Origin of the sequence: Bacillus sp. ISL-47 (assembly GCF_018613175.1) — a bacterium.
Lineage (GTDB): Bacteria > Bacillota > Bacilli > Bacillales > Cytobacillaceae > Cytobacillus.
The window spans coordinates 17,591-43,283 of the sequence record NZ_JAGGQS010000021.1; the positions used below are offsets into that span (position 1 = coordinate 17,591).

General features: G+C 41.1%; 24 protein-coding genes and 1 pseudogene. 4 read left to right on the forward strand and 21 right to left on the reverse strand.

Annotated elements, in window-relative coordinates; translation table 11 throughout:
* Positions 1–43: 43 nt before the first annotated feature.
* From J7I93_RS08325 to J7I93_RS08350, 6 genes and pseudogenes are all read right to left on the reverse strand, one after another.
* Positions 44–1,153 carry a Leu/Phe/Val dehydrogenase gene (locus J7I93_RS08325; protein WP_214725163.1) on the reverse strand — a complete coding sequence of 370 codons (1,110 nt, stop codon included), beginning with the start codon at positions 1,151–1,153 and terminating at the stop codon, positions 44–46.
* An 85-nt stretch (positions 1,154–1,238) separates the two neighbouring features.
* On the reverse strand, positions 1,239–1,628 hold the full coding sequence (locus J7I93_RS08330) for a thioesterase family protein (RefSeq protein WP_214725165.1): 390 nt from the start codon (positions 1,626–1,628) through the stop codon (positions 1,239–1,241).
* Between the two features lie 175 nt (positions 1,629–1,803).
* Positions 1,804–2,598 (reverse strand): ABC transporter ATP-binding protein, encoded by a 795-nt coding sequence (locus J7I93_RS08335; RefSeq protein WP_214725212.1) that lies wholly within the window; start codon positions 2,596–2,598, stop codon positions 1,804–1,806.
* Complete coding sequence (locus J7I93_RS08340; protein WP_214725167.1) at positions 2,573–3,604, reverse strand: ABC transporter permease; 1,032 nt, start codon at positions 3,602–3,604, stop codon at positions 2,573–2,575. Before J7I93_RS08340 ends, J7I93_RS08335 begins: the two co-directional genes overlap by 26 nt.
* A gap of 228 nt (positions 3,605–3,832) precedes the next feature.
* A pseudogene (locus J7I93_RS08345) lies at positions 3,833–4,312 on the reverse strand (ABC transporter substrate-binding protein); the annotation flags it as partial.
* A gap of 478 nt (positions 4,313–4,790) precedes the next feature.
* The gene (locus J7I93_RS08350) at positions 4,791–5,741 is read right to left on the reverse strand and encodes an NAD(P)H-dependent flavin oxidoreductase (protein WP_214725169.1); all 951 of its coding nucleotides are present in this window, start codon (positions 5,739–5,741) and stop codon (positions 4,791–4,793) included.
* A gap of 91 nt (positions 5,742–5,832) precedes the next feature.
* On the opposite strand from J7I93_RS08350, the gene J7I93_RS08355 reads away from it, so the two are divergent.
* A complete protein-coding gene (locus tag J7I93_RS08355; protein ID WP_214725171.1) occupies positions 5,833–6,378 on the forward strand; it encodes a gamma carbonic anhydrase family protein in 546 nt (181 codons plus the stop codon).
* A 12-nt stretch (positions 6,379–6,390) separates the two neighbouring features.
* On the opposite strand, the gene J7I93_RS08360 is transcribed toward J7I93_RS08355, so the two are convergent.
* Positions 6,391–6,891, reverse strand: coding sequence for a hypothetical protein (locus J7I93_RS08360; protein WP_214725173.1), 501 nt, complete (start codon positions 6,889–6,891; stop codon positions 6,391–6,393).
* 632 nt (positions 6,892–7,523) lie between these two features.
* Between J7I93_RS08360 and J7I93_RS08365 the strand changes: the two genes are divergently transcribed.
* A complete protein-coding gene (locus J7I93_RS08365) occupies positions 7,524–8,048 on the forward strand; it encodes a CBO0543 family protein (protein ID WP_214725175.1) in 525 nt (174 codons plus the stop codon).
* Between the two features lie 91 nt (positions 8,049–8,139).
* On the opposite strand, the gene J7I93_RS08370 is transcribed toward J7I93_RS08365, so the two are convergent.
* The 13 genes from J7I93_RS08370 to J7I93_RS08430 form a co-directional block, all read right to left on the reverse strand.
* A complete protein-coding gene (locus J7I93_RS08370) occupies positions 8,140–8,898 on the reverse strand; it encodes a PAS domain-containing protein (protein ID WP_214988009.1) in 759 nt (252 codons plus the stop codon).
* A gap of 150 nt (positions 8,899–9,048) precedes the next feature.
* Positions 9,049–9,924: a phenylacetic acid degradation operon negative regulatory protein PaaX gene (gene paaX, locus J7I93_RS08375; RefSeq protein WP_214725179.1), complete on the reverse strand. Its 876-nt coding sequence runs from the start codon at positions 9,922–9,924 to the stop codon at positions 9,049–9,051.
* A gap of 169 nt (positions 9,925–10,093) precedes the next feature.
* Positions 10,094–11,299: an acetyl-CoA C-acyltransferase gene (locus J7I93_RS08380; RefSeq protein ID WP_214725181.1), complete on the reverse strand. Its 1,206-nt coding sequence runs from the start codon at positions 11,297–11,299 to the stop codon at positions 10,094–10,096.
* Complete coding sequence (locus tag J7I93_RS08385; RefSeq protein WP_214725183.1) at positions 11,296–12,162, reverse strand: 3-hydroxyacyl-CoA dehydrogenase; 867 nt, start codon at positions 12,160–12,162, stop codon at positions 11,296–11,298. Before J7I93_RS08385 ends, J7I93_RS08380 begins: the two co-directional genes overlap by 4 nt.
* 134 nt (positions 12,163–12,296) lie before the next feature.
* On the reverse strand, positions 12,297–13,070 hold the full coding sequence (locus tag J7I93_RS08390) for an enoyl-CoA hydratase-related protein (RefSeq protein WP_214725185.1): 774 nt from the start codon (positions 13,068–13,070) through the stop codon (positions 12,297–12,299).
* An 18-nt stretch (positions 13,071–13,088) separates the two neighbouring features.
* The gene (locus J7I93_RS08395; RefSeq protein ID WP_214725187.1) at positions 13,089–13,868 is read right to left on the reverse strand and encodes an enoyl-CoA hydratase-related protein; all 780 of its coding nucleotides are present in this window, start codon (positions 13,866–13,868) and stop codon (positions 13,089–13,091) included.
* Positions 13,861–14,169, reverse strand: a complete 309-nt coding sequence (locus J7I93_RS08400) for an EthD family reductase (RefSeq protein WP_110066431.1) — start codon at positions 14,167–14,169, stop codon at positions 13,861–13,863. The genes J7I93_RS08395 and J7I93_RS08400 overlap by 8 nt, the downstream gene beginning before the upstream one ends.
* Positions 14,170–14,637: 468 nt before the next feature.
* Entirely contained in the window at positions 14,638–15,135 is a 498-nt protein-coding gene (gene paaD / locus J7I93_RS08405; RefSeq protein ID WP_214725189.1) for a 1,2-phenylacetyl-CoA epoxidase subunit PaaD, read from the reverse strand.
* A 22-nt stretch (positions 15,136–15,157) separates the two neighbouring features.
* Entirely contained in the window at positions 15,158–15,958 is an 801-nt protein-coding gene (gene paaC / locus J7I93_RS08410) for a 1,2-phenylacetyl-CoA epoxidase subunit PaaC (RefSeq protein WP_214725214.1), read from the reverse strand.
* A gap of 10 nt (positions 15,959–15,968) precedes the next feature.
* On the reverse strand, positions 15,969–16,319 hold the full coding sequence (paaB, locus tag J7I93_RS08415) for a 1,2-phenylacetyl-CoA epoxidase subunit PaaB (protein ID WP_214725191.1): 351 nt from the start codon (positions 16,317–16,319) through the stop codon (positions 15,969–15,971).
* 24 nt (positions 16,320–16,343) lie between these two features.
* Complete coding sequence (gene paaA, locus J7I93_RS08420; protein ID WP_483297129.1) at positions 16,344–17,246, reverse strand: 1,2-phenylacetyl-CoA epoxidase subunit PaaA; 903 nt, start codon at positions 17,244–17,246, stop codon at positions 16,344–16,346.
* A 99-nt stretch (positions 17,247–17,345) separates the two neighbouring features.
* Positions 17,346–18,653, reverse strand: coding sequence for a phenylacetate--CoA ligase family protein (locus J7I93_RS08425; protein ID WP_214725195.1), 1,308 nt, complete (start codon positions 18,651–18,653; stop codon positions 17,346–17,348).
* A gap of 406 nt (positions 18,654–19,059) precedes the next feature.
* Positions 19,060–22,464 carry an SCO7613 C-terminal domain-containing membrane protein gene (locus tag J7I93_RS08430; RefSeq protein WP_214725198.1) on the reverse strand — a complete coding sequence of 1,135 codons (3,405 nt, stop codon included), beginning with the start codon at positions 22,462–22,464 and terminating at the stop codon, positions 19,060–19,062.
* Positions 22,465–23,256: 792 nt separating this feature from the next.
* On the opposite strand from J7I93_RS08430, the gene J7I93_RS08435 reads away from it, so the two are divergent.
* Both J7I93_RS08435 and J7I93_RS25515 read left to right on the forward strand, forming a co-directional pair.
* Positions 23,257–24,444 (forward strand): processed acidic surface protein, encoded by a 1,188-nt coding sequence (locus J7I93_RS08435; RefSeq protein WP_214725200.1) that lies wholly within the window; start codon positions 23,257–23,259, stop codon positions 24,442–24,444.
* Complete coding sequence (locus J7I93_RS25515; protein ID WP_214725202.1) at positions 24,441–25,046, forward strand: class D sortase; 606 nt, start codon at positions 24,441–24,443, stop codon at positions 25,044–25,046. The genes J7I93_RS08435 and J7I93_RS25515 overlap by 4 nt, the downstream gene beginning before the upstream one ends.
* Before the next feature lie 59 nt (positions 25,047–25,105).
* On the opposite strand, the gene J7I93_RS08445 is transcribed toward J7I93_RS25515, so the two are convergent.
* Positions 25,106–25,297 carry a hypothetical protein gene (locus tag J7I93_RS08445; RefSeq protein WP_214725204.1) on the reverse strand — a complete coding sequence of 64 codons (192 nt, stop codon included), beginning with the start codon at positions 25,295–25,297 and terminating at the stop codon, positions 25,106–25,108.
* Positions 25,298–25,693: the final 396 nt, after the last annotated feature.

Below are 25,693 nucleotides of genomic sequence, written 5' to 3' on the forward strand. Positions count from 1 at the left end.
TTAATTTAAATACTGTGAAAAAGTTGTTATCACACCAAAAAAATTATGTTCTTACTGCCCACTTCGGGCGTTTCATATGGGAAAAGAAGCTGTTTCTGCGTGTCCGTGCTTCTATCCGGCTTTCGCAGAACTGGTTGGATGCTTCCACTGTTGTAATTCCGTTTGATTCGGCATGTTCGTAGATGTTTAGAAGAGAATTGTAGATAGCCTTTGTTTTGCGGAGTACCCTTTCTTTGTTAGGTGTATAAAGTTCATCAGCCACCTGTATTAAACCGCCTGCGTTAACAATATAATCGGGAGCATACAAAATGCCCTTGTCTTTCAGGATCTGTCCATGGCGCATTTCATGTAGCTGATTGTTGGCGGAACCAACGACTGCCTTTACTTTTAATTGCCCAATCGTTTCATCATTAATGATTCCTCCCATCGCACATGGAACAAAAACATCGGCGCTGGCACCATAAATTTCATTACTGGATAACACCTTAACTCCCGCACCCATTTCTTTGGCTTTTGTGAGCAGCCTGTCAATCGCATGGTGGTTAATATCTGTTACAAATAAATCGGCACCTTCTTCAAGGAGCCTTTCTGCAACTTTATAACCAACTTTTCCAAGTCCCTGAATCGAATAACTTTTCCCTGAAAGATCCTCAGATCCTGTCAAAGCTTTATTTGTGGCCTGCAGTCCGTAAATAACGCCTTGTGCAGTCGGAACTGAAGAGTCTCCGCTGCCCCCGTACACCTCATCAACACCAACAATGCAATTGGTTTCTTTTAGCGCATGTACAAAGTCTTCTGTTGAAGTGCCCATATCCGTTCCTGTATAGAAACGCCCATTCAATGATTCTACAAATTGCCCAAATGCACGGAACAACTCAGGCGTCTTGTCCCTGGCAGGATCTCCAATGATGACGGCTTTCCCGCCGCCAAAGTCAACATCTGCGGCCGCGCATTTATATGTCATGCCTTTTGACAATCGGAGAACATCTTCAAGAGCATCATCGACACTGTTATAAGGAAACATGCGGCAGCCTCCCAATGCAGGTCCAAGCCTTGTGCTATGAATGGCAATAATCGCCTTCAATCCTGTGGATTCATCATTGCAGAAAACGACTTGTTCATGGTCTTTAATTTTTTGAAACATATCTGTCATTTGATTTCTCCCCTTTTTAATGATAGCGCTTACAATATACTTTAGTAAAAATGCCTGGATTTAAGGCCGATCTTGCACATATCATCTATTCTCTTTTTAGCATTTCGGAAATTTTGCTTTTAGACAGGATCACCTGTTTAACTTCTCCCTGGCCTATTAGTTTATTTCCATTATGAACGGTCACATTGGTGTGAACCGATTTTCCGTCAAGCTTCTCAACTGTTGCTGTGACCGTTAAGGAAGAGCCTTCAGCTGATGGATAAAGATGCCTGGCAGATACTGCCCCTCCCATTCCCTCCTCCTGTTCTTCAAGGTACGGAAGGATCAGTAAGCGCGATGCCCATTCCATATGATAGATCATGGTCACAGTCGAATACGCCCGGTGGACGATTTCCCCTTCAAATTGAGCAAACATATCAGGGGTTACAACTGCATGGATGACAGCCTGCTGTCCAATATTCAACCCAGGTTTCATACCATCCCTCCCCATGCTTTACATTAATATGTATGACGTTTATTTAACGATATAATACCATTACGTTAAATAAATAGTCAATAAATTGTAAAAAGTTTAAAAACTCTCCCGTTTTCATTAGCGTGAAAAAAGGATTAACCATCTGACTTATTTGGTTAATCCTTTTTCTATTAGTCTATGAAAGTAGAGCACGGTCACTTGCCATTTTTGTCCCTCGAATCCGCTGGAACTCATTCAGCAGCTGTTCAATTGTTAGTCGCTGCTTCTGTTCCTCGTCTACTTCTAGGATTATCTGGCCTTTATCCATCATAATCAGTCTGTTCCCCAAGTCCAATGCCTGCTGCATATTATGGGTAACCATTAAGGTTGTTAAATTATATTTTTTTACAATTTCCTTTGTCAAATTCGTAATGAGCTCTGCACGTGCGGGATCGAGGGCTGCCGTGTGTTCATCCAATAATAGAATGGAAGGCTCTGTAAAAGTCGCCATTAATAAAGAAAGCGCCTGTCTTTCCCCACCAGATAATAATCCGACTTCTGCATTCAAGCGATTTTCAAGGCCCAGGTGCAGGGTTTCGAGTACTTCGCGGAAATATTCCTTGCGCTTCTTCGTAACCCCTTTTCTTAAGGTTCTTGATTTATTCCTTGAATACGCCATTGCAAGATTTTCTTCAATTGTCATCGAAGGAGCGGTACCGGCCATAGGATCCTGGAACACACGCCCAATGAGCTTTGCCCGTTTATATTCTGACATGGCCGTTACATTTTGGCTGTCAATAAAAACAGATCCTACATCAGGAAGCATAACCCCCGAAATGATATTCATTAAAGTGGATTTCCCTGCTCCATTGCTTCCAATTACAGTGACAAAGTCACCTTCATTTAAAGTAAGATTAATCGTATCAAGTGCAATTTTTTCATCCGGCGTCCCTTCATTAAAAACTTTATGAATCTGATTTAATTGCAGCACCGGCTTCACCCTTTCCGCCTGCAGGCAATTCGCTTAGTGTCATGTTTTCTGCCAGCCTTTTCGCTTTTCTCTTTTTCTCTTTTGTCCGGTCAATCATTTTTGGCATGATCAAGGCAAGTATGACGATTGTTGCGGTAATCAGCTTCATATCGCCCGGTTCAAGAAATTCTACGCGAAGTGCCATTGTCACCACGATTCTGTAGATAATTGCCCCTCCAATTACAGCAAGGGTTGTTCTCGCAATCGTCTTGGTGCCAAATAAGGCTTCCCCAATGATGACAGACGCGAGGCCAATAATAATCATCCCTATCCCCATTCCAACATCGGCAAAACCACCTTGCTGGGCAATAAGCGCTCCCGAAAAAGCCACCATTGCATTAGACAATCCCAAGCCCAGAATGACCATTAGATTGGTATTGGCCGAAAGGCTCCGGATCATCCTTTTATTATCGCCTGTAGCCCGTAAGGCTAACCCAACCTCTGTCTGAAGGAAGCGGTCCGTTAAGAATTTAATCGTAAACGTCACAATGACCATAAACAGAATGATTCCCCAAGTTCTTGGCAGGCTGTCTCCAAGTCCAATCATTGATAAAATACTGTTGAAAAAGGCATCGATTCCTGTTTTTTCCCAGAAATCCCTAACATATGTCATAGCCGTTTCTGTATTTAATAGCGGAACATTTGATTTTCCCATGATCCGAAGATTAATAGAATACAAAGCAATCATCATCAATATCCCTGATAGCAAGGCATTGATTTTTCCAAATGTATGGATGATGCCTGTAAGACAGCCGGCAATAAACCCGGCGAACATCGCTATTATCGTTGCAGCGAAAGGATTTACTCCGCTGACAATCATGGTTGCTGCTACGGCAGCACCGGTTACGAAGCTTCCATCAACCGTTAAATCGGGAAAATCCAGTACTCTAAATGATAAATAAACGCCAAGTGCCATAATTGCGTAAATGATTCCTGATTCGAACGCACCGAATATGGCTGTAAACACGAAGAATCACACCCTTTTCTTAATTAAGCAGTACCAGAAAGCACTTTTAGCAGTTTTTGAAATGATGACTTTTTAATAAACTGGCCTGTTGATTACATTCCAGGCGCTCAGCAAAACGCAGGACTCCTTCTGACTCGTTTCTCATGCTGAAGTCTTTACCCGCCTACCTTTCAATCAACAGGGTGCCATAATGAACAATGAGCTTTAACACAGTGCTGTTTCTAAATGAATGGCAGCAGGCCAGTGGTTATCTGTGGTCCCGGTAATATTTTCGCCTGGTTTATCAAATGACTCTACAAGACCTGCTCCAACAGGATCTGTAACAGATGTAAATAAGATCGGAATTTCCTTAGTTGCATTTAGGGCACTGACTGCACTAGGAGTTGCATTGGCAAAAATCATATCCACCTTATCGCCGACGAAATTATTTGCAATTGTTTGTGTGTTGTTCATATCTGCCTGGGCATTTTGAAAATCAAACTTTACATTTTCACCTTCCTTAAACCCCTCATCCTCCAAGGATTTTTTAAATCCCTCAGTAGCCGCGTCAAGAGAAGGATGTTCCACAAATTGAGTGATCCCAATGGTATATTGCTTCTCTTCATCCGCTTCTGCAGAGGATCCATTAGTTGTCTCCTTTCCGCAGCCACTCATAACAAGCATGCCTGCAGCCATTAAAAAGGAGAAAGCCTTTAACGATTTCTTCATTCAAAAACCCCCTGATTTAAAATGTTAACTATCAGTGAATTGATAGCGAAACCCTTTTATGTATGCTCTTACATGAAGTGGAAAAGAAAAATAGCCTCTCTTAAGGTAGTTTTTACCTTTTATATGATATTTACTTTGAATATCGTAATTACAACGTTATATTATCACCAGAGATGAGCGAGTGTCAATAATATTCCAAAAATTTAATATATTTTGATAAGTGGTGATTTTCCTATTTTTCCTCATTCTTTTTATTAATCAAAAAAGCTCTGTTCTACTTGCCTTTTGTTTCCTCTCCATACACTCAGCGAACAGCGGGCGGTCCGACGCTCCTCGGTACTAAGCGCCTGTGGGGTTTCCCTTTGACTCGCTTCTCCCGCTGGAGTCTCGTGCCTTCCGCTCCAAATATGGTGCTAAAATCAAGATTTACCTTTCACAATGCCATCAAAAAAAGCATGCAGATTAATAAATCTACATGCTAGTTTAATAACTTTACTGCGTTTTGCAACTGAAGGTTAGCGTCCCGCATCATCTTATCCAGCAGTTCGATTACAGTTGGCAAATCGTCAATCAGTCCGGATATTTGTCCACTGTTCATAAACCCTTCTTCACCGTTGCCCTCGAGCGCACCTTTCTTATGATAATCCTCTGATGTCATAGTATTAAAATTCTCTAAACTAATGCCTTCCTTTTCATAATCCAAAAGCGTTTGGGCGTATCCTGTTGAAAGTACCCTTCTGATTCTCCCAACTGAACGCCCAATTATAACCGTTTCATGGTCGGTTGCTTCAATAATTTTCTTTTTATATTCCGAATGAAATGGTGCCTCCTTCGTGGCAATAAATCTTGTGCCCATTTGCACGCCGCTTGCCCCTAGAGCCAGCATGGCAGCAAGTCCTTTTCCGTCGCCTATTCCGCCAGCTGCAGCTACAGGAACTGACACCTTATTTATGATTTGCGGGATCAATACCAGCGTTGTCGTTTCAAGTGCAGAATTGATGCCGGCAGCCTCGTATCCCTCAGCTACAATGATATCCGCACCAGCAGCCTCTGCCTTAATCGCCTGTCTAACTGATGCTGCAACAGTTATTACCTTTACCCCATTCTCATGCAGCTTCGGTATGAAAGGAGCGGGATTGCCTGCTGAAAGGGACACAACCGGTACTTTATGCTTGATGACAAGGGAAAGTATTTCCTTAACAAACGGAGACACACTCAAGGCCACATTCACCGCGAATGGTTTTTCAGTACGTCTTTTTGTCTCAACGATTATCTCCTCAACTTCCTGAGGTCCCATTGTTCCCGCTCCTATTGTGCCCAGCCCGCCTGCTTCAGAGATGGCTGCTGTTAAAATCGCATTGCTTATATTCCCCATCCCTCCCTGAATGATTGGATATTTAATTTTTAAAACACTTGTTAATGCATTCAATAAAATTCCCCCCTCGTAAAAATAATGTTATACTAATTTCAATAGTTTGACAATTAAGAAAAGGTTTAAAATTATTGTTAGGGGGATGTTTATGCTTTTAGCTTATAATGACAAGAAGCCGCGGATTGACCAAACTGTTTTTTTGGCTCCAGGCTGTTATGTAATTGGTGATGTAGAAATTGGAGAAGAATCGAGCATCTGGTTCAATGCGGTTTTAAGAGGCGATGAGGATGCAATCAAAATTGGAAACCGCTGCAGCATACAGGATAATGTAACATGCCATTTGTATGAAGGCTCTCCATTAGTTATTGAAGATGAAGTGACTGTAGGCCATAATGCCATTCTGCATGGCTGTACGATAAAAAAGCGAACCATTGTCGGCATGGGAGCAACCATACTGGATGGCGCCGAAATCGGCGAAGAGTGCATAATCGGTGCAAACACACTTATACCAGCAGGCAAAAAAATCCCTGCCCGATCACTCGTTATCGGCTCTCCGGGAAAAGTGGCCAGGGAACTGGTCAAGAAGGATTTGGAACTCATTCAGCATTCCATCGAAACTTACGTTCAAAAAGGCCAGGAATATAAAAACAACCTGACTGAAGTAATCAATACAAGGGACATAACAAAATATTGAGGGAGAAAGCCGTTATTCTGCGGCTTTTTCCAGTTTTAAAGAAGTGTGATAAAAAATAATTTGTCCTGCCTGGGCAATCAAATAAATAGGAACTGACCAAAACATATTATAGCCTTTGTCATAATGATAGACACCTGCTTTTAATGCAAGCCATTCCATTAGAAAAGAGAACAAAGACCAGACTGTTACATATAGCAAATTTTTATATCCTTTAATACCCAGCTTTTTGTAAAGGTATATAAAAATATAGGCATAGGGGCCATACATAATGTAGCTGAGAAAATCTATTAATTGAAAGGCTGATGAATCATTCACATCAAAAAAATCCCAGGGCTTGATACTTATCGTATGGTCATAAAAAGTCACGACAAGCATTCCATATAAAAAATGGGCTGTTCCCTCAAGAGATGACATGATTTTTGGCAGCTTCCAAATCAATATGACTAGGCCAAAAAGACTGCCAACCACAAACCATTCATTCCAATCAAAAACTCTTTCATAGACTGTTATCATGCATTGAACTCTCCCGCTTTAGATAATAAACCCCTTTTGATAATCCAAGACCTAACATAAGGAATACACAATTGGCTATTCCAGCGTACAACAAGTTCCATTTTGTATACGTAACAACCCCTAAAAACTGACTTAAAGTATCCATAAGCTGCAAGAACAAAAACATACCTATGAAGATAAGAACTTTATTTTTTAATGATTTTCCCCCTATAAAAACATTTATAAAAATAAGGATAATTAAGGGCCTAATTATATTCCGGTTCAGCAAATAAAACAAAAATAAAGAAGAGTCTTTTGTAACATCTATCCATGCTAACTGCAAATTCAATAAGGTTCCATAAACAATAGTAAGGATAGAAAATAACATAAAAACAATCGCATTTTGCAAAAATGAAAAACGCTTTTTTAAAAAGTAAAAAATATAAATTGTGTATAAAGCTATAACTATTGCGGCCGGAAGCGCCATAAAATCACCTTTGTGTCTGTCTCTTAATTGGTTAGTATTCCTTTGAGCTGCTAAAAAAATTCATATAGGGGCTTATTCATAGAAATGATTAGGTTTGGAAAACTAATTTTATTAAAAAAAGAAAGATTTTGATGGATCCGAGCTTCTGGAAAGAAAGAGGGATTTGATGCACTTATTATTTAATTTTCTTTTTTTATTGGCGGGATATAAATGGGGTGACTGGAAGAACTGGCGGGATTATTACCCGACCATTTTGTTTTTTATTGGCGGGGATTTGCTTAAAAACTTTCTATTCCGCAATTATCCTATGTGGCAATATAAAGAGACTATATTTGCGGAAAATCTTCTGATTGGGCACCCTGTCATTAATTTAATGATCATGGCGATCGTTTATCCGGCTACAATCCTTATTTTTCTTGGCCATTTCCCAAATGAAAGGCTAAAACAGGCGGTCTGGATTGGTTTATGGGTGTTTTTATACTGCTCCATAGAATTTGTTAATCTTCAGTATTTGCATTTAATCGAGCATTCAAATGGATGGTCCATTGGCTGGTCCATTCTCTTTAATATATTTATGTTTTTCATTTTTAGAATCCATCACAAAAGGCCTTTGATGGCTCTGGGAATCGGCTTTTTATGGATTCTTTTTCTATGGAATATGTTTGATGTACCAATAGAGCTTTTAAAATGATTCCAGCTGTTCTTGTTCAGTGAGTAAAGAACGATTTCATGCTATTTACTTAAACGCATAAAAAGCCAAGCTTTTTTAGAAGACCTGGCTTTCACTGTGACTTAATGATATATTGCAAACCTGCATAAGCGGTCTGGAATGTTAGAATGGAATTGCTGATGTCTCCTGCTGTCATAGCCAGTTTGGGAGTTATGCCAACAATTACACAGTTCGTCCCAATGAGTCGCAGGCAATCGTTCAATTTTTGCAGCTCATCCTTCGTTTCATTTTCGAATTCATATAAACCGCTCACATCAATTAAAACATGCTGGATGCCATTTGAAGTACATTCCTTCAAAACCGACTCAATAACTTTATCAGCCCGCTCTTTATCAAACTTTCCAATCAATGGAAGTGCAATGGTCTTCTCCCATATTGTAATCATTGGAATGGATAAAGCCTGAATCAATTTCTCTTTTTCTTTGTCTTCCTCAGCTTTTGTGGTAACATCCATCAGCATAACCACATATCCTTGCAGAAGGCCTTCTTCATCATTTATCGGAGTAATGACAATGTCAGTAACAAACCGGTTTTTAATTGTAATCCGGGCACGGTGGCTTCCAGAAAGCTGCTTCATAATCCTTTGCTGATATTTAGGCTGTTGATGAAATTGATCCATATTCGCTCCCAATATCTCTTCAGCAGCCGAAAGGCCGAATAATGGTGCTACATGGGATAAAAGTTTGGCCGCACATGAATTCATCCATCTAATTTTGTAATCCTTATCAGCAATCAAGATATTTTCTCCTATGCTGTTAAGGGCATTTAAAGCAGATATTTTATCCGGCAAGCTGCCGATTGCATTATTCATAGTCATTCCACCTTATTTCTTTTGATTACAAATTATAACATAAGCAACTTGTTAAAATCTTTTACTGTGCATTCATTCCTCTATAGCTTTTCTAGTTAATAAAAAAGTTAAAAGCCATCCGTCCCCTTTAGGCAACATGATGGCTCTTCATTACTCGACCATATACGGATGGTTTAGAACGTCATAATCAGCATCCCTGTTTTTCAGTTCATTCCCTTCCTTAAATACATTTTCGAAAAATCGTGAAGCCGGTTCCGCCAGTTCCTTATAATAATCACTGAACAAAGCAGCCGCATGGCTGCCAAGCCACTTGTCAGGAAGAAGTTCCTCCGGAAGCCCCGGATCAACAAAGAGGAACTTCCTGTACTCATGGACTAGCTTTGTTCTTTCTACAAAGCATTCAGCATCACTCATATTGCCTCTTTGTATTTTATTTTTATCAATTATATATTTTTGGCTGTACTCTGAAATAAACTCTTGGTATCGGTCATTAATTTCCTGCAGATTCCAGCTTTTTTCGACAATTTCAATATTTTTATGGGGACCTGCATATCTGGCAATGAAGAAATCTACATAATTGGCAATATTGTATTTCTCAATCAGATCAAACACTTGCTTCTCCAGGTTATTCGCAGAAATCCAACAGCTGCTGGACATGGAACCAAAACCGCTCCATACTAGCTCCTTACGCAGTTCATCCCGTACATTCCGGATTTCTTCCGGAATCGTATACATTAAAATCCGCCATTGGCCATCCCATTCCTCCGGCTTTAATTTAAAAATACGCTTTGCTGCTTCCTCAATTCTCTTCTGGCCTCTTGGTGTTAAAGAGTAATAGCTTTTATTGCCGATCTTTTCAGCCTGTACCCACCCTTGCTTATTCATTCTCGAAATGGCCGCCCTGACAGACTGGTCATTATGTCCAAATTCGCTCAAGAGCCTGATCAGGCTGCCAATCCAGATTTTACTTCCATAGTGTGAAATATAATCTCCATAAAGTGTGAAAATCATTGACCTTGTATTCAACTTGCTTCCATCCTCATTTCATTTAGAGAGTTGCACGGAAAAAATACGTTATATAACAATTGTACTAAATTTATATGATTTTGAAAAATATTTTTTCGGAATACTAAATATTTTGTTGTCCTCTGTATAAAAAACCATAGAGAAGCAAGTCCTCTATGGTTTTGTGCAACTAGTTTTCAACACGTTTGACAATGGTTGAGATCCCCTGGCCGACACCCACACACATGGTGGCAAGGCCATATTTTGAGTCCCGCCTTTTCATTTCATGTAAAAGAGTCGTCAGGATCCTCGCGCCGCTTGCTCCCAGCGGATGACCAAAAGCAATTGCTCCTCCATTCACATTTACCTGGTTAGGATCTGCTTCAAGCTCTTTAATGCAGGCAATTGATTGGGAAGCAAATGCCTCATTCAGTTCTGTTAAATCAATATCCTCCATTTTAAGCCCGGCTCTATTCAGTGCTTTCCTTGTTGAAAAAACAGGACCGACTCCCATAATTGATGGTTCCAATCCTGCTGTTGCCGAAACGATGTATTTCCCCAGGGGAGCCAGTCCTAGTTTCCTCGATTTCTCGGCAGACATCAGCAGCAAGGCTGATGCACCATCATTTACTCCTGAAGCATTGCCAGCCGTTACCGTACCTCCCTTAAAAATCGGCTTTAACCCTGCGAGTTTTTCATAGGTTGTTTCCGGGCGCGGATGCTCATCCTGGCTTATAGTGATTTCCTTGCCTTTTCTATCCTTATACGTGACAGGTATGATTTCATCCTTAAAAAGACCTTTTTCCAATGCCATCTTTGCTTTCATCTGGCTCTCGAGCGCAAAATGGTCCTGCTCCTCACGCGTTATACCAAACCTTTCAGCAACATTTTCTGCTGTTTCAGGCATGCTTTCCGCTCCATACATTTCTTCCAATTTACTATTTGTAAAACGCCAGCCAATCGTTGTGTCGTACATTTCCATATTGCCTCTTGGAAATTCGCTGTTCGGTTTGGCCATGACGAATGGCGCCCGGGTCATGCTCTCAGTACCCCCTGCAATAAAAATATCGCCTTCCCCAGCTAATATAGCTCGCGCAGCATAATTTACCGCATCCAGCCCTGAACCGCACAAACGGTTAACGGTGGAAGCTGCTACCTCAACTGGCAAACCTGCGAGAAGCGCTGACATTCTGGCGACATTGCGGTTATCCTCTCCGGCCTGGTTCGCATTTCCAAAAATGACCTCTTCGATTTCCTGAGGATCTACATTTGGATTTCGCTCAAGCAGCGCTTTGATGACCAGGGCACCCAAATCATCGGGACGATTATTCTTTAATGCCCCTTTATATCGCCCGATCGGTGTCCTGACTGCATCTACTATAACCACTTCTCTCATTGTATAACTTCCTCCTTGGCGGAATAATCGTATACGCCTCTGCCTGATTTGCGGCCGAGCCTGCCAGCCTTCACATACTGCTCCAGAAGCGGTGCAGGACGATATTTTTCCCCCAGCTTGCTGTGGAGATATTTAAGGTTATTCAAACGGGTATCCAGCCCGACAAGATCCCCCAGCTCAAATGGTCCCATCGGGTAATTTAACCCTAGCTTAATGGCTTTATCAATTTCCTCAGGTGTACCTACACCTTCCTGAAGCATATAAAATGCCTCATTTCCGACAAGCGCACTGATCCTGCTTGTCACGAATCCCGGAAACTCATTGATTACAACCGTTTCTTTTCCCATTTGCTCAGCAGCTCTCTTGATTACTGCGGCTGTTTCATCACTTGTTTCCAGCCCTCTAATGATTTCCACCAGTGGCATTTTATGGACAGGGTTAAAAAAGTGCATGGCAATTACTTTTTCAGGCCGTTTTGTATATGACCCAATCTCCGTCGGGCTCATTGTGGAAGTATTGGTTGCAAAGCAGCAGTCCTCAGGAGCATGCTGATCAATTACTTCAAAAATATTTTTCTTAATATCCATAATTTCAGGCACCGCTTCAATCACAAGATCTGCCTCTTTCACATTCTGGGCGAGGCTTATTGAATACTGAAGACGGCTTTTGCTCTCTTCCATTTCCGTAAAAGTTATCTTATTTCGGGCTAGCCCTTTTTCAAATATGCTATTAATATCTTTTTCCGCATTTGCTAATTGTTCCTGGCTGATATCAACAAGAGTGGTTTTAAATCCTCCCACCGCACTGACATAGGCAATGCCGCGACCCATTACCCCAGAACCAATTACGACAAGATTTTTCAATTGAAAGCCCCCTTTCGGAATTATAAAAAAGACGAGCACCCGAAACGAGATGCTCGTAAATCAGAACATATTAACGGGCAATTATTTTGCTGATTGATTGCCGGTGCCCTTCCATGGCTGTCCGGCAGATTTTTTTACTTTCCTTGAAAAACAGGCTTGCGTTTTTCCATAAAAGCCTTGACACCTTCTTTATGGTCAAGGGTAAGGCCAGCAATTCGCTGCCCCTGGGCGTCCCGTTCCAGGCTCTCTTCCAAGGTAGATTCCCAGCTTGCCTTCAAATTCTTTTTTATGAGGCCGATTGCAGCTGTCGGCATTTTGGCTATTCTCTCAGCAAATGCTGCAACCTCATCATGCCATTGTTCCAGGGGAATCACCTTTGTAGCGAGGCCGTACTCCTTTGCTTCCTGTGCAGATATTTTTTCACCAAGTACGGCGAGTTCCATTGCTTTTGCATGGCCAACCAGCTTTGGCAGGTAATACAGATTCCCTGCATCTGGCACTAATCCTACATGGATAAAAGCTTCTATAAAGCTAGCTTTTTCAGAAAGAAGGCGAAAATCGCATGCCAATGCCAGGCTCATTCCGGCTCCAGCAGCAACACCGTTTACTGCGGCAACTACCGGCTTTTCGCATTTATGCAGCTCCATTACCATTGGGTTATAAAAATTTCGGAGTACCTGCCCATGATCCATATTCTCATTTACACCTTCAAGGTCCTGGCCTGAGCAAAAGGCGCGGCCTTCACCCGTGATGACGAGGCAACGGACCTCCTTATCTCTGCTTGCCTGCTTAATTGACTGTTGAACTTCTTTATTTACCTGCTCAGTAAACGCATTCAATTTATCAGGTCGATTTAGAGTGATCCAAGCTACACCATTTTCCACTTCATATTTGACTGTTTCGAACATGTGCTATGTACACCCCCTTTACTTCCCTTTAAAATAAGGCTTGCGTTTTTCAATAAAGGCCTGCATACCTTCTTTTTGATCTTCAGTAGAAAATAAAAGATAGAAGTTCTTACGTTCAAATTCCATTCCTTCATTTAACGGTGTGTCGACAGCTTTGAGGACAGCTTCTTTTATAAGGCGAATGGAGATCGGCGCCTGATTGGCAATTTGTTCAGCCGCTTTCATGGTCTCCTCCATGAGAAGTTCCTTGGAAATCAGCTGGTTGACGATGCCGTGGTGAAGCGCTTCGCGGGCAGATATCCTTTTGCCTGTAAAAAGCCATTCCATGGCCTTCGTTTTACCAACTAGCTTCGTAAGCCTCTGTGTACCCCCAGCACCGGGCATGACACCCAGATTTACTTCCGGAAAACCGAATTCGGCATCATCAGCCGCATAAAGTAAGTCACAGCATAAAGCAAGCTCAAAGCCTCCGCCAAGTGCGAAGCCCTGCACAGCACCGATGATCGGTTTCTTGATCATGGCAAGGCGGTCCCAATCCTTGAATTGGTTGCGAAGCTCAAAATCAATGGCATTATCACTAGCCATCTCATCAATATCAGCACCGGCTGCAAAAGCCCTGCCTTTACCGCTCAAAACGATGGCACGTATTCCGCTGTCTGTCTCAAAGTCTTCCATGGCATCAAGAATTTCTGATACCATCGGCCGGTTGATGGCATTGAGAACTTTCGGCCGGTTCAAAGCGATTAATCCAAGCTTGTCTTGCTTTGATATTTCAATATATTCATAGGTTTTACTCATCTACTTCCTCACCAATCATAAGGGTGATCAAATCACCTGCAAACTTCATGGCATCCTTGCCTGATGCCTTTCCTTCGTCTGTCCTCATAGCAGTTTGCAGTGCTTCATGGCTGTCATAATACATTTCACACATCAAATAGTACTTCCCTTCGCCCCCCATAGGACTGCCAACAATTTTTGTAACTTCCATTTTGCGAAGACCCGGAATTTTGGCTGTGATTGGCGCATGCGTATTAAAATAATGGTCATCAAATGCCTCCTTATTTTCAGGGTGTTTATAAAGCGCGATTAATTTTACCATTTGGTCAACTTCCTCTCGTTTTTTTTATTTGGTTTGTTCTGTTAATAGTATTCCTGGAGATGAATTGATATGTGATATGGCTTTGATCACGAAAGAATTTAGTTTTGAACTAAATCTCCAGGAGTTGTCTAACATGTCTTTTGGTTTATCTAACACATTATTGAATAATACTGGCACCTTGCTTGTTTTATATTGCATTTTTGAAGATTTATCTAGCATGAACTGAAATTTATCTACATTAGGCCCAATTTTACTGATAGTGGCGGAAAAATCTATGCCGAGAGAGCGTTTTCCGAAGCATCTCCCGGGAATATGCTTCACTTTTCAAAGTTCCGAAACTATTTTTCCGATATTTGCATTACTTTCCGATTTTATGCGTCACTTTTCCCCAGGTATGTGCCACTTTTGAAATTTATGCGTCACTTGTTGGTCTGACGGCAATCTAGACAATATAGGGTTTTCCCTTTCCTACATCATTGTCGAAACAGGCTTCATTGCCTCAAATGGGTTCCGGCAGGATTTACAGTACAAAATACTGCGGCATGCAGTCGGCCCGAAGAGATTATCCATCGTCGTGTAGGCCGACCCGCAAAAAGGGCACTCTACATGCCATTCCCCGGTTTCGCTGATCCATTCAGGCGGCGGGGCAATACCGAATTCTTTTAGCTGGATTCTTCCCTTTTTTGTAACCCGATCAGAGGTCCATGGCGGATGATAGATAAATTGGACTTCTATTTTCTCAAAGATACCAAGCTTTCCTAATTCGGCTTCTACACTCTTCCGAATAATGTCCAGCGCAGGGCAGCCCATAAAAGTGGGCAGAAGCTCCGCCATGATTGCATTTCCCTCCACCTTCAAATGCTCAACCATACCCAAATCAACAATTGAAATAGAGTCTATTTCAGGATCCTTCACATTATGAAGCGCTTCTAAAGCTGCTTTTTCCAATACTTGAATTTGCTCCATATTCATCATCCCTTTAAAAAACTTACCAGCTTGCAGCCGGATCTACGTTATACACTTCACTTAAAGTGGATAAAGCGGCATCAAGGTCAGCTGTATGTTCCCCTTTGCGGCCATTTCCATTTTTCATCGCAAAATCAGACTCAGATACCGATAGATTTACAGATTCAAAGACAGGCTTAATCATAAAGAGCCAGCGCTGTATTAATCTCTCTTCAGCTTCAATCAGACCTTGCTCTGCTATTTCATTCCCGAGCGGTCCTAACGTAAGCACTCCTTCAAATTCGCCAAGAACCTTTTTGATTGCAGCTTCCATTCTCGGCCTTGCTTCACCGCCTGCCTGCATGAGCTGAACAAACCAGGTTTTCCAGTGAAGGAGATGATAGTAAAGCTCCATATTTACCTTTAATGCCACATCGGCTAACGGCTGATACGATGAATTTTTCAATGAGTCCATTCGGACCTTCTTGGCCTGTACGTAAAAATAGTTTCTTACAACAGCGAAGGCCCAGTCGTATTGAGCTGTGGATAAGTAATGCCCCGGGCCATTTACCATTTCCAGCAAAACGGCATTTTTACGCTCGGACGCTTTCCGTCCATGGGCAAGGCTGTCTACATTTCCTTCTCCTTGATCCTCAAGGAGCTGATAAAACATCGCGGCGTGGCCCATGGTGTCCTGGCTGATGGATGAGAAAGCCACATCTTCCTCAATATGCGGGGCTAGGCCAAGCCATTCAGAACCGCGGTAGGCAAGGATGAAGTCATCATCAGCAAGCTGGTACAATAAAGATGTCAGAGCTGATTTCATAGCGGGATTGACTGGCATATTCTCATGTTTATTCACTTTTCTTCATCCCTCCCCATGATAAGATTTCTTTTTCGTCGAGCATTTCCTGTTCATAGTGGCGCCACTTCTTTTTCAAGTAGCCGTACCCTTTTGTAGTCCGATATTCTTTATTATCCAGCCGCATGAGTGATTGCTTTTCCTCCGGAGTCATTTTCCTTACATCGGACCGTTTAACCACCCAAATGTCTGCGACCGGTTCTCTCCTCATAAAATTTTCCTGTGCCATGACAAGGGCAAGCTCCCGATTTGGCGCCAGCAGCGAAAATTGATACTGCAGAGGAGAGGTATCTGTTCTTTTGCTGAACACTTCAAATTCCTGATAAAATCCTTCGCTCCCCAAAACGTTCCCCCCAATCTGATCCGGTTATTTTGCTGTATTAAGAGCATCGCGCACCCATTCGTTTGTATCATAAGCAGTTTGGCGCAGACCGAGGCGCTCCTTTGATTTCGGTCCATTATTTTTAATAATTTCCTTAAATTTGTTCCAGTCCGGCTGTTTATAGACCCAAAGATTCAGTTGCTGATCGAAATGCATCGTTTCATCAGGAACGGTTAGGCCGAGCGAGAGAACACGCGGAATATACTTTGTAAAGAAATCCTGCCTTAGTTCTTCGTTCGTCTTTGTCCGGATTTTATATTTGATCGTTGTATCCTGCTTGGAGGTGCCTGTTGTGGAAGCATCTCCCGGTCCAAAGAACATTAGCAAAGCCTCCCACCAGCGATTCACAGCCTCTTGGACCATGACTCTTTGCTCATCGGTCCCTTCTGCTAACGCCATGATAATCGCTTCTCCATGCTGGGCATGGAATACTTCCTCAGCACAAATTCTTTTAAGTGCACGGGCATAAGGACCATACGAGGCATTAAGCATATTGGTCTGCGTAATGATGGCCGCACCGTCAACCAGCCACCCAATCAATCCAGCATCACCCCATGTAGGCGCCTCCATATGAAAGACGTTGTGGAACTTAAGCCTGCCGCTGAAAAGATCCTGCATGATGTCCTCACGCGTCTTCCCGAGCGGCTTCATTAAGTCCTCTGCCACACGGAGCAGCAGCTGCCCATGCCCCATCTCATCCTGTACCTTTGCCATAATTCCAAGCTTGCGTTTTAAAGAGGGAGCTTTCGGCACCCATTCTTTTTCCGGCAGTGCCCCCATAATTTCACTGATTCCGTGCATGGAAATCAACTTAATTAATGTCAGCCGGTAATCTTCAGGCATCCAGTCATCCGCTTCAATTTTTTCGCCTGCTTCGATACGCCTCATAAAATGCTCATATTTTTGTTCCTCAGTCCATTCCTGATAAGAAATTACTTCAGACAAAAGGTTCACCCCCTGGTTTGTTGCCAATTTTACAAGCCCTATTTAAATAACTGCATTTTCCTTCGTTCGATCCACTACCCTTACAGCTTTGCCTTCTGACCTTGGCAAGGTTTTTGGCGGATGGACTTCAAGCTGAATGGTTATGAAACAATGCTGCTTCAAAGCATGCTTAATCTTCCTTTTTATCAAATCGGCGTCTGTCATTTCCTTGAAAGAGCCTTCGCTCCATTCTGCATGAAGCTCCAGCGACTTGAGGCTTCCTTTTTGCAGTAAATGAATCTGGTAATGAGGGGCAAGCTCCGGAATCTGCAAAAGACAATGCTCAATTTCGGAAGGAAATATATTCACGCCATTTACATTCAGCATATCGTCAATCCGGCCTTTTACCCTGCTCATGCGAATCGTAGTTCTTCCGCAGCTGCACTTCTCTTTTGAAAGGGAGGCAATATCACCTGTTCGGTAGCGAATCACAGGAAAAGCTTCCTTTGTTAAGCTGGTGAAAACCAATTCACCCTCCTCACCGTTCGGAAGCGGTTTCATTTTTACCGGATCAATAACCTCGGCGAAAAAATGATCTTCGGCTATATGCAATCCATCCTGTGCTTCGTGGCACTCCATGGATACTCCTGGTCCCAACACTTCACTTAGCCCATAAATATCGCATGCTTTAATGCCCAGTTTTTTTTCTAACGTAAGCCGCATCTCCTCCGACCATGGTTCGGCACCAATAATGCCGAACTTTAAAGAAGTTTTTGAAGGATCCAAACCCTTTTCTTCCATCTTTTCAGCCAAATTCAATATATACGATGGCGTTCCGCAAATAACCTCGGGCTCAAAGTCCCGTATTAGCATAATCTGCCTGTCGGTATTACCGCCAGATACAGGGACAGTGGCCATTCCAAGCAGTTCACTCCCATAGTGGAGCCCAAGCCCCCCGGTAAACAATCCATACCCGTAAGCATTATGCAAGATCTGTCCCGGCTTTCCACCACCAATTGCGATCGCTCTGGCAACAAGTTTCCCCCACATCTCGATATCATTGCGTGTATACCCAACAACAGTCGGCTTACCGCTTGTTCCAGAGGAAGCATGAACCCGGACAATCTCCTTCTTATCCACGGCAAAAAGCCCGAATGGGTAATGTCCACGCAAATCTGCTTTAACGGTAAAGGGCAGCTTCCGAATATCCTCCAGGCTGTTAATATTCTCAGGCGCAATATTACTTTCCAAAAACTTTTTCCGATAAAAAGGTACTTTGTTAAATACTCTCTCTGCTGTCTGCTTGAGCCGGTTCAACTGCAATTCCTCTATAAGATCGCGGCTTTCCGTTTCAATATCATGCAGAATCAAGCCAAAACCTCCCAGAAAATGATCATTTCAAGATAACACGTTTATATAACGTTTATATATCGTTATATATAATACGTGTCATATATTTAACACAAAGATACCGTGTAAATAGGAAAAAGTCAACTTATTTTCAGAAAATTTACTAATTTATTTTTTCAGTTAAACGGAGCAATTCTTTGAACGAAAAGCAAAAAAATGCTTACAAGAATGTAAAGGGTTCCGTTTCAAGATTCCTTGGAAAATAATATTAATTAATACTTGTTTTATAAAGAAAAAGAGGGTGTCCCATAAGTAGCACTGGGCACCCTCTTTTTTCCAAGACAATAGCTCTATAAATTGGCCTATTCATTTCGCTCCGGGGACTCAGCGAACACGGGCGGTCCGACGCTCCTCGGTTCATCAAATTTTATTGCCATTCCTTCAATTTCCTTATAATATTATTCTTCCAAAGTGAAATAAAAGTCTCTTCTCCTTTTGCTGTTTTTTGTTTCTGCCATTCGTTATAACTTGCGACAGTGATGAGAAGCGAGCCGGCAATTAAGAGATAAGCCCACCAAGGGAGGTTGCCCCAATATGGTCTTGTCTGAAGCAGTACGTTTAGCAAAAGTACTCCTGAACCGACAAAGAAATATGCTTTTATTCGGAAGAAAGTCCCTGCCAGCATGGAAAACAGCGAAAGCGTGCCGACTATCAGCGCATCATAAACAGTGTTGCTTGCAAGCCCATCCTGTACGAGCAGCAATGAAACAATGATAAGAACAGCCCATTGCAGCCTATTTGTAAGCTTGCCATATCTCCCTTTGAAAATTTTTCTTGTAAATATAATTAGCGCAATCCATGGCAGCACATAAAGTTCTCTTGTTATTAGTGCAGAAATCTCTATATTTCTCAGGAATGTATAGTAAGGTTCCAAAAGGACAACACCTGAAAGCAATTTCGCCACCCAGGAATGAGTGGAAGGTATTCTCTTACGCTGCCAAAAAATAAGCATACTAATTAATAAGCCTGGAATTACTTTAGCCCATAAAGAAACTGCAGGGAAAAGATAGATTGAAAGGATGAATAGAAAGGCTATAAAGGTTTGGCTGTCTACCTGTTTCCTATTGCCTTCGAATGATAAAATCCGATAGTAAATGGTTTTACCGATAAGCGCTAGGGTCAGACCGAACCCAGCTGCTGTAAGAATCTTAACCTCAGGTGATATTTGATTGATATACAGGAATTTCATTGTCCCAATTAAAATTAAAAACAGCGGAAATCCTGACAATATATCTAATTTCAACCTATGTAAGTAAGCAATTAATCCTGCTGCATATAAAACAGAAACGACATAGGGAACCCACCCAAATGGATAAGCTGAAAGAAATGCCAAAATGCCGACAATTGACCAAGGAATAAGAAATAAAATACTTCTCTGTTTATCAGCTTGGTCTGCATTGAGCCAAAATGCAAAAATAATACAGCTTACCAGCAAGGAAGCAAACTCACTGTACTCACCATCCCAAATATGATACATTCCAGTCAAAACCGCCATGAAAAGTGCAAGGAACGCGCTATATAAGAAGCCTTTCACTTTCCACTCTTTTCGGGAAACTTTCGAACTGATCCAATACACGGCCAAAGCGCCAAGAAAACTCAAAAGGCTATTTTCTCTATATATGAAGAGTGTCAGAAACAATCCGAAAGGCAGGTATACATGTCCCACCCATGATAAGCCATTTGCCAATACTGAATCTCTTTTCAGTAAGAAATAAGCATTAGCCAGCAGGATGAATGCACCTAGCGGGAACTGAATCCAATTAAAATATTCATCATTTACCCCCTTAAGATTTAAACTGTTAATGATAGAGAAATACGCAAGCAAAGAAACCGCTGCCGCAATAAACGGTACCCATTTTTGTTTGATCACATAATATAGTGCCAGATACATAGCCACACCGCCTATCAGCACTGCCGGCCTCATCCAAACACCATTGATTGGCAATACAATTGCTGTGAATATCGAAATGGAATAAAAGCCCTGTGCGATGAAAAAAGCATGGCTGGCAGCGGGTTTCTTCTTCATTTTTAAAAGATAAGTGAATAGCAAAAGAACAGCACTTGCCAAAACCGTATTCATAGCCATTCCCAGTGAATCATGATAAAAACGATTGCTCTCCCGCAATTCTTCTCCAAAGAACATAAAGGAGAACCCGATCGTTAATGGGATGGCCCATGGAGCTGCATCCGTATAAAAGTTTCTTTTTTCAACATTTTTAATCAGGAACAAAACAAAACTAAAGATTAAAAGCATGGTTCCCGCTGCCATCCAATCCAACAGACCTATAGCGACCAATATGGAAAACACCATAATACTATTCCCAACATCGCGTGAGCTTGACTCGATGACTTTTAGCATATGATGCTTCACTAAATATCCCATGCTAATAAAAAGCACAAAACCGATAAAGAACACTGGAAGAATAAAATTCTTAAAATCAATTGCCCGATCCAGCATGAGCATAATCTCAAATAGTGCAGAAGCTATAAAAATAGGAGCCAGATACGCAAAAAGTCTATTAGCCATCACTTTTGCCAAATAAATAAACTGTACCGCAATCATAATATACGCCAAAAGCAATGCAGCAGACGGTTCATTCATCCTAAGTAATATGCCTTCAACCGAAATATAGAGAAACGCCAGGATTGAGACAATTGAACTCGTGACCCTGAACACTTTTTCCCAAGAATCATGATGATCCATAACCCTCGGCACTAACAGAAAACCTGTTCCAACCAGCGCATAGAATACCGGAGCAGCCACAACTAAAACGGAATGCTCAATAAGCTGGTAGGCACCATACACAAATAATAAGCTAAACACAAAGTGGAATTCCTTTTTACCAGTAACATAGACCATTGATAAATAGATAGCTGCAGTTACTAAAATATTGACGCTGTAAAAAACATGGCTATTAAAGAAAGCGAGCATCAAAATTGTAGACAGAACCAAATTAATTTGGGCAAAATAAACAAGCTCTTTTGAAAACAGCTTTAAGTCTTCACGGTTTTTAATTTTATGATAGAAAGCTGCAAGCAAAGCATTAAATAGCATGAGGCCTAAATAGAAGCCATCTTTTTCAAGCTCGAATGCTGCCAATGTATATCCCGCACTCGTACTAAGGGCAATATAAGCTAACCAGACAAATAGGCGTGAACTTAACTTTTTTGCAAGAATGCTGTATATTGGCACAACTAGAAAACTTCCTGCCGCTCCAAGTATGTAACGCCCTTCTCCATAAAAGGAAAAAAACGGCCCAAGCAATTCGAACCATCCAACAGATAAAATAAAGATCGGCAAGAATAAGCTGCCGAGAACAATAAAGGCAAATGATGTTCTCTCGATTTTTAATAATTTATTTGACATATAGGCAATTCCATAGAAAAGCAGCGAAACAAAAGCAATCGAACCGCTCTTCATCCAATTGGACATTGTATCCCAGTTGCTGGTAGCTACAAAGAGCCCGCCAATCAGGAGAAGAATCACTCCGATGTTCAGTAGCCAGGAGATATTTCTTTCCCTGACTTCGACTGGTGTTAACCTCTTTTTTGGTTTAACCGCCTGCTGGACAGGCTGCTTTTTTATTTGTTTAATGACAGCAGCCTGTGTATGCTCATGCTCCTGCCTCTTTTCGTTAAGGTCATAGTAATATTTGTTATGAGCATTCATTGTGATTTCAAAATGTTCATCTGTTATATAGTCTTTTTCTTTAAGTTTTGCCAGTTCAAATTGGAAAATGCTTTTATGGTATTTTTCAGTTTGAGAATCCATTCCATCACCTCTTTTAAATATAGAAATTATCGGAAATGCAATTATTTTATACTTTTGGTGTAATTTTACACATATTCATTCTAATAATCAATCTCTTTTTTGGAAAAATTTAAAAGTTTCTCCTGAATAGTCTAATTTCATTTAGAGCTGCCAATACGCCACCTTTCACTATCAACATAGTGTCAAATCAACAAGGCGTTTTAACATAGCCTTCTTTTTAGGAACACTCACATTTAATAACCAGGCTTTTTAAGAAAACCCAATTAGCAGTTTGTACGCTTCTCAAGAGTTCTCCTATTTAAATTATTTATTTGGCTGTTTTCGTAAACTTTGTTGCTTTTTAACAAGCAGTGAGTTAAGGTTGATTTCCGCTCCAGGTGCTCGCTTTCCGCGGGGCAGGCGGTGAGCCTCCTCGGCGCCCTGCGCCTGTGGGGTCTCACCTGTCCTGCTACTCCCGTAGGAGTCTCGCACCTTACGCTACAATCAACCAACCTTTTTTATCAGTTCACATTCATCATAACTTAATCAAAACAACAATCTCTTAGAGAAGAGCTATTTATTTAAATGCAGGAAACTAAGGTATAAAAAGGAATTTTCCCAATACTTTCGAGGGTTTTCCTTCAACTACTGATTATTTAACCCATGGAAAATCCACATTTCTTAGGCTATATAACCTATTAAAAAAGACTTATAATTATATCCGATAAATTTCTGAAGAACAATTCTATCCGAAAAATATTTTTTACATTATATTATTCTAGGAATTTATTAAATTTTACGGAGGAATCACCTTTGAAAAGACTGCAACTATTATTAATAACTTCTGTTCTATTGTTCGGCTTGTTCCCTGCAGTAAGCTTTGCAGCTCCAAACGAGGAAGAACTGGCTGCATTTTTACAGGAAATAAATTGGACTGAAGAGGGTTTAATTGACCACCTGGAATATTTTTGGGATGTAAATATGGAAGATTTTGAAACGATGGAAGATTTAATTGAATTCCTGGGTGAGCCAATTACTGAAGAAAACCTGCAGCAGCTCTTGTCTGACTATGGTTTCGAGAATGAGGAAGAATTAACAGCAATGCTTGTTGAAAATGGAGAAATGGAAGCAAATGAAAATGTTCGTGACGTTTTCAAATATATTGACGCTTTGGATTCGACAACTTCTTTTTTGACATATACAGGTACAGAAATTAATGCAGAAACTCTTCAGCAGCTGCTTGAAGACTACGACCTTACTATGGTAGAACTAAACGCACTCCTTGAGGAAAACGAAGATGCTTTGGAAAACTATGAGTATATTGAAGACCTGGATATAATGGTTTCTATTTATCTTGGTGTAGATGAAATGCCAGGTGAAGATGAGTTGACTCAAATGCTTGCAGATATCAGCCTTTCTGACGAAGAACTTGAAGCATTAATCACACACTTTATGACTTTGGATTTTGAAGATCCAGCCCTTCTTGATAAAATGATGGACCTGGAAAGCCGCTTAATGGCGTTTGGCGATTTTGAAAGTGCTGAGGAACTGAACGAAGAACAAATTGCTGAACTTATTAGCATTATGCAGGAAATGATGGATCTGTTTCAGCTGGATGCAGAGTTTTATCTCGTTAAAGGCAATGAAAAAATTCATTTAACAACAGAGGAAATGATGGTATTAGAAGAGACAAATGGCTTTGACTTATTGATCGAGCTATTCAATACACAAGGAGAATTCCTTGCTGATATGATCATTACAGCTGATATGTTCAGTTCGGAGCTGATTGAAGATACAGTAGGCGATTTGAACCAAGCTGAAACGGTTATTAAAAAACAGGAACCAGTTAAAGCCAAGTCTGCTCCGAAGAGTGTAAAAACAGTTAAAGGCGGCAAGCTGCCCAATACTGCTGGCAATTATGCTGAAGGCATTCTTGCCGGAATGGGTCTAATTGTATTAGGAACGTTCATTTTCCGCAAACGAAAAGTGAAATCTGCGTGAACAATAAGACTGTATTAAAGGCCGTTCTTGGTTCAGCAGTTATTATTATAGGAATTTGGCTTGTATTTTCAAATATACAGCCCTTTTTCTTCGCTGAACAAACTACAGCCCAAATTGATCAGAAACCTATAGAGCAACAAAATCATCAGCATATGTCAAAGGCAGAGAAAACAGATGGATCCACCTTGTATCCGTTACGACCTGCAACGGGGGAAGAGATTGGCGAGCTGTCAATACCAAAAATATCAGCAAGCCTTCCGATTTTCCATGGTACCAACGAAGATGAACTAAAAAAAGGGGTCGGTCATTTTGCGGGAAGTGTACTCCCTGGCGAAGCTGACAACTCTGTCCTTTCCGGCCACCGGGATACAGTATTCCGAAAGCTTGGCGAAGTAACAGTAGGCGATTTGCTGTTAGTCAACACGTCTGCAGGCGAGTTTACCTACAAAGTCCGCAAAGTAAGAATAGTTGATGCAGACGACAGAACAGTCATCGTACCTAAGCCGAGAGCAACTCTGACTGTTACAACTTGCTATCCGTTTAATTATGTTGGGGATGCACCACAGCGATATGTACTTGTCGGCGATTTAGTGAGAAAATAAAAAAGCCCGCTTATTTATGCGGGCTTTTAAAAGAGAAGGCCATTTAAAGGTCTTCTTTTTTATTGAGTAATTGTCACTAATTTGACGTCTGCAAAGTCAAAGCGGTGGTAATGATCATCAGAGTCAGTAACTTCAACGAATCCTTCGAGATCCTTAATCTTCCCAATAACCTCGGATTTATTTTCTGCTTCAATCCATTCAGTAACCGTTACATCTTTTTCGAATGTGTAAATAATCTTAAATGAATTCATTTGTGTAAAACTCTCCTTTCGCATTATTTCTTCCCGAAAATACAGAGTTTAAACTAGTAAATTTTTTTGAAGTGAAATCAAATTCAATCTTGTACCTCAGAAACCCAGCATGAAAAAGAAAACATTAACAAGCAGCAATATGAAAGAGGTTGCTAGCAATACGCTATCTGACAAATATCAACCTCAATCAACAGGTTCTTACCGCTTTCGTCAAGTTCACTGATATAAAGTCAATATTCTGCTAATGGAATTAAACTTAAACAGTGCTTGGCTAGCTTACAAGTATTATAAAAAATTTCCTTTCTCTTTCTTTCCTATTAACAGCAGGTTACATAATTATATTATTGACTCCTTTTTTCTAATCAAAAAAAGAGTCCACATTTAATGGAGGCCACT

Coding starts and splice junctions, on each gene's coding strand:
- J7I93_RS08325 (WP_214725163.1), bottom strand. CDS start 1,153: ATGACAGATATGTTTCAAAAAATTAAAGACCATGAACAAGTCGTTTTC.
- J7I93_RS08330 (WP_214725165.1), bottom strand. CDS start 1,628: ATGAAACCTGGGTTGAATATTGGACAGCAGGCTGTCATCCATGCAGTT.
- J7I93_RS08355 (WP_214725171.1), top strand. CDS start 5,833: ATGCTTTTAGCTTATAATGACAAGAAGCCGCGGATTGACCAAACTGTT.
- J7I93_RS08360 (WP_214725173.1), bottom strand. CDS start 6,891: ATGATAACAGTCTATGAAAGAGTTTTTGATTGGAATGAATGGTTTGTG.
- J7I93_RS08365 (WP_214725175.1), top strand. CDS start 7,524: ATGCACTTATTATTTAATTTTCTTTTTTTATTGGCGGGATATAAATGG.
- J7I93_RS08370 (WP_214988009.1), bottom strand. CDS start 8,898: ATGAATAATGCAATCGGCAGCTTGCCGGATAAAATATCTGCTTTAAAT.
- J7I93_RS08380 (WP_214725181.1), bottom strand. CDS start 11,299: ATGAGAGAAGTGGTTATAGTAGATGCAGTCAGGACACCGATCGGGCGA.
- J7I93_RS08390 (WP_214725185.1), bottom strand. CDS start 13,070: ATGTTCGAAACAGTCAAATATGAAGTGGAAAATGGTGTAGCTTGGATC.
- J7I93_RS08395 (WP_214725187.1), bottom strand. CDS start 13,868: ATGAGTAAAACCTATGAATATATTGAAATATCAAAGCAAGACAAGCTT.
- J7I93_RS08400 (WP_110066431.1), bottom strand. CDS start 14,169: ATGGTAAAATTAATCGCGCTTTATAAACACCCTGAAAATAAGGAGGCA.
- paaD (WP_214725189.1), bottom strand. CDS start 15,135: ATGGAGCAAATTCAAGTATTGGAAAAAGCAGCTTTAGAAGCGCTTCAT.
- paaC (WP_214725214.1), bottom strand. CDS start 15,958: ATGCCAGTCAATCCCGCTATGAAATCAGCTCTGACATCTTTATTGTAC.
- paaA (WP_483297129.1), bottom strand. CDS start 17,246: ATGAGGCGTATCGAAGCAGGCGAAAAAATTGAAGCGGATGACTGGATG.
- J7I93_RS08430 (WP_214725198.1), bottom strand. CDS start 22,464: ATGGATTCTCAAACTGAAAAATACCATAAAAGCATTTTCCAATTTGAA.
- J7I93_RS08445 (WP_214725204.1), bottom strand. CDS start 25,297: ATGAATTCATTTAAGATTATTTACACATTCGAAAAAGATGTAACGGTT.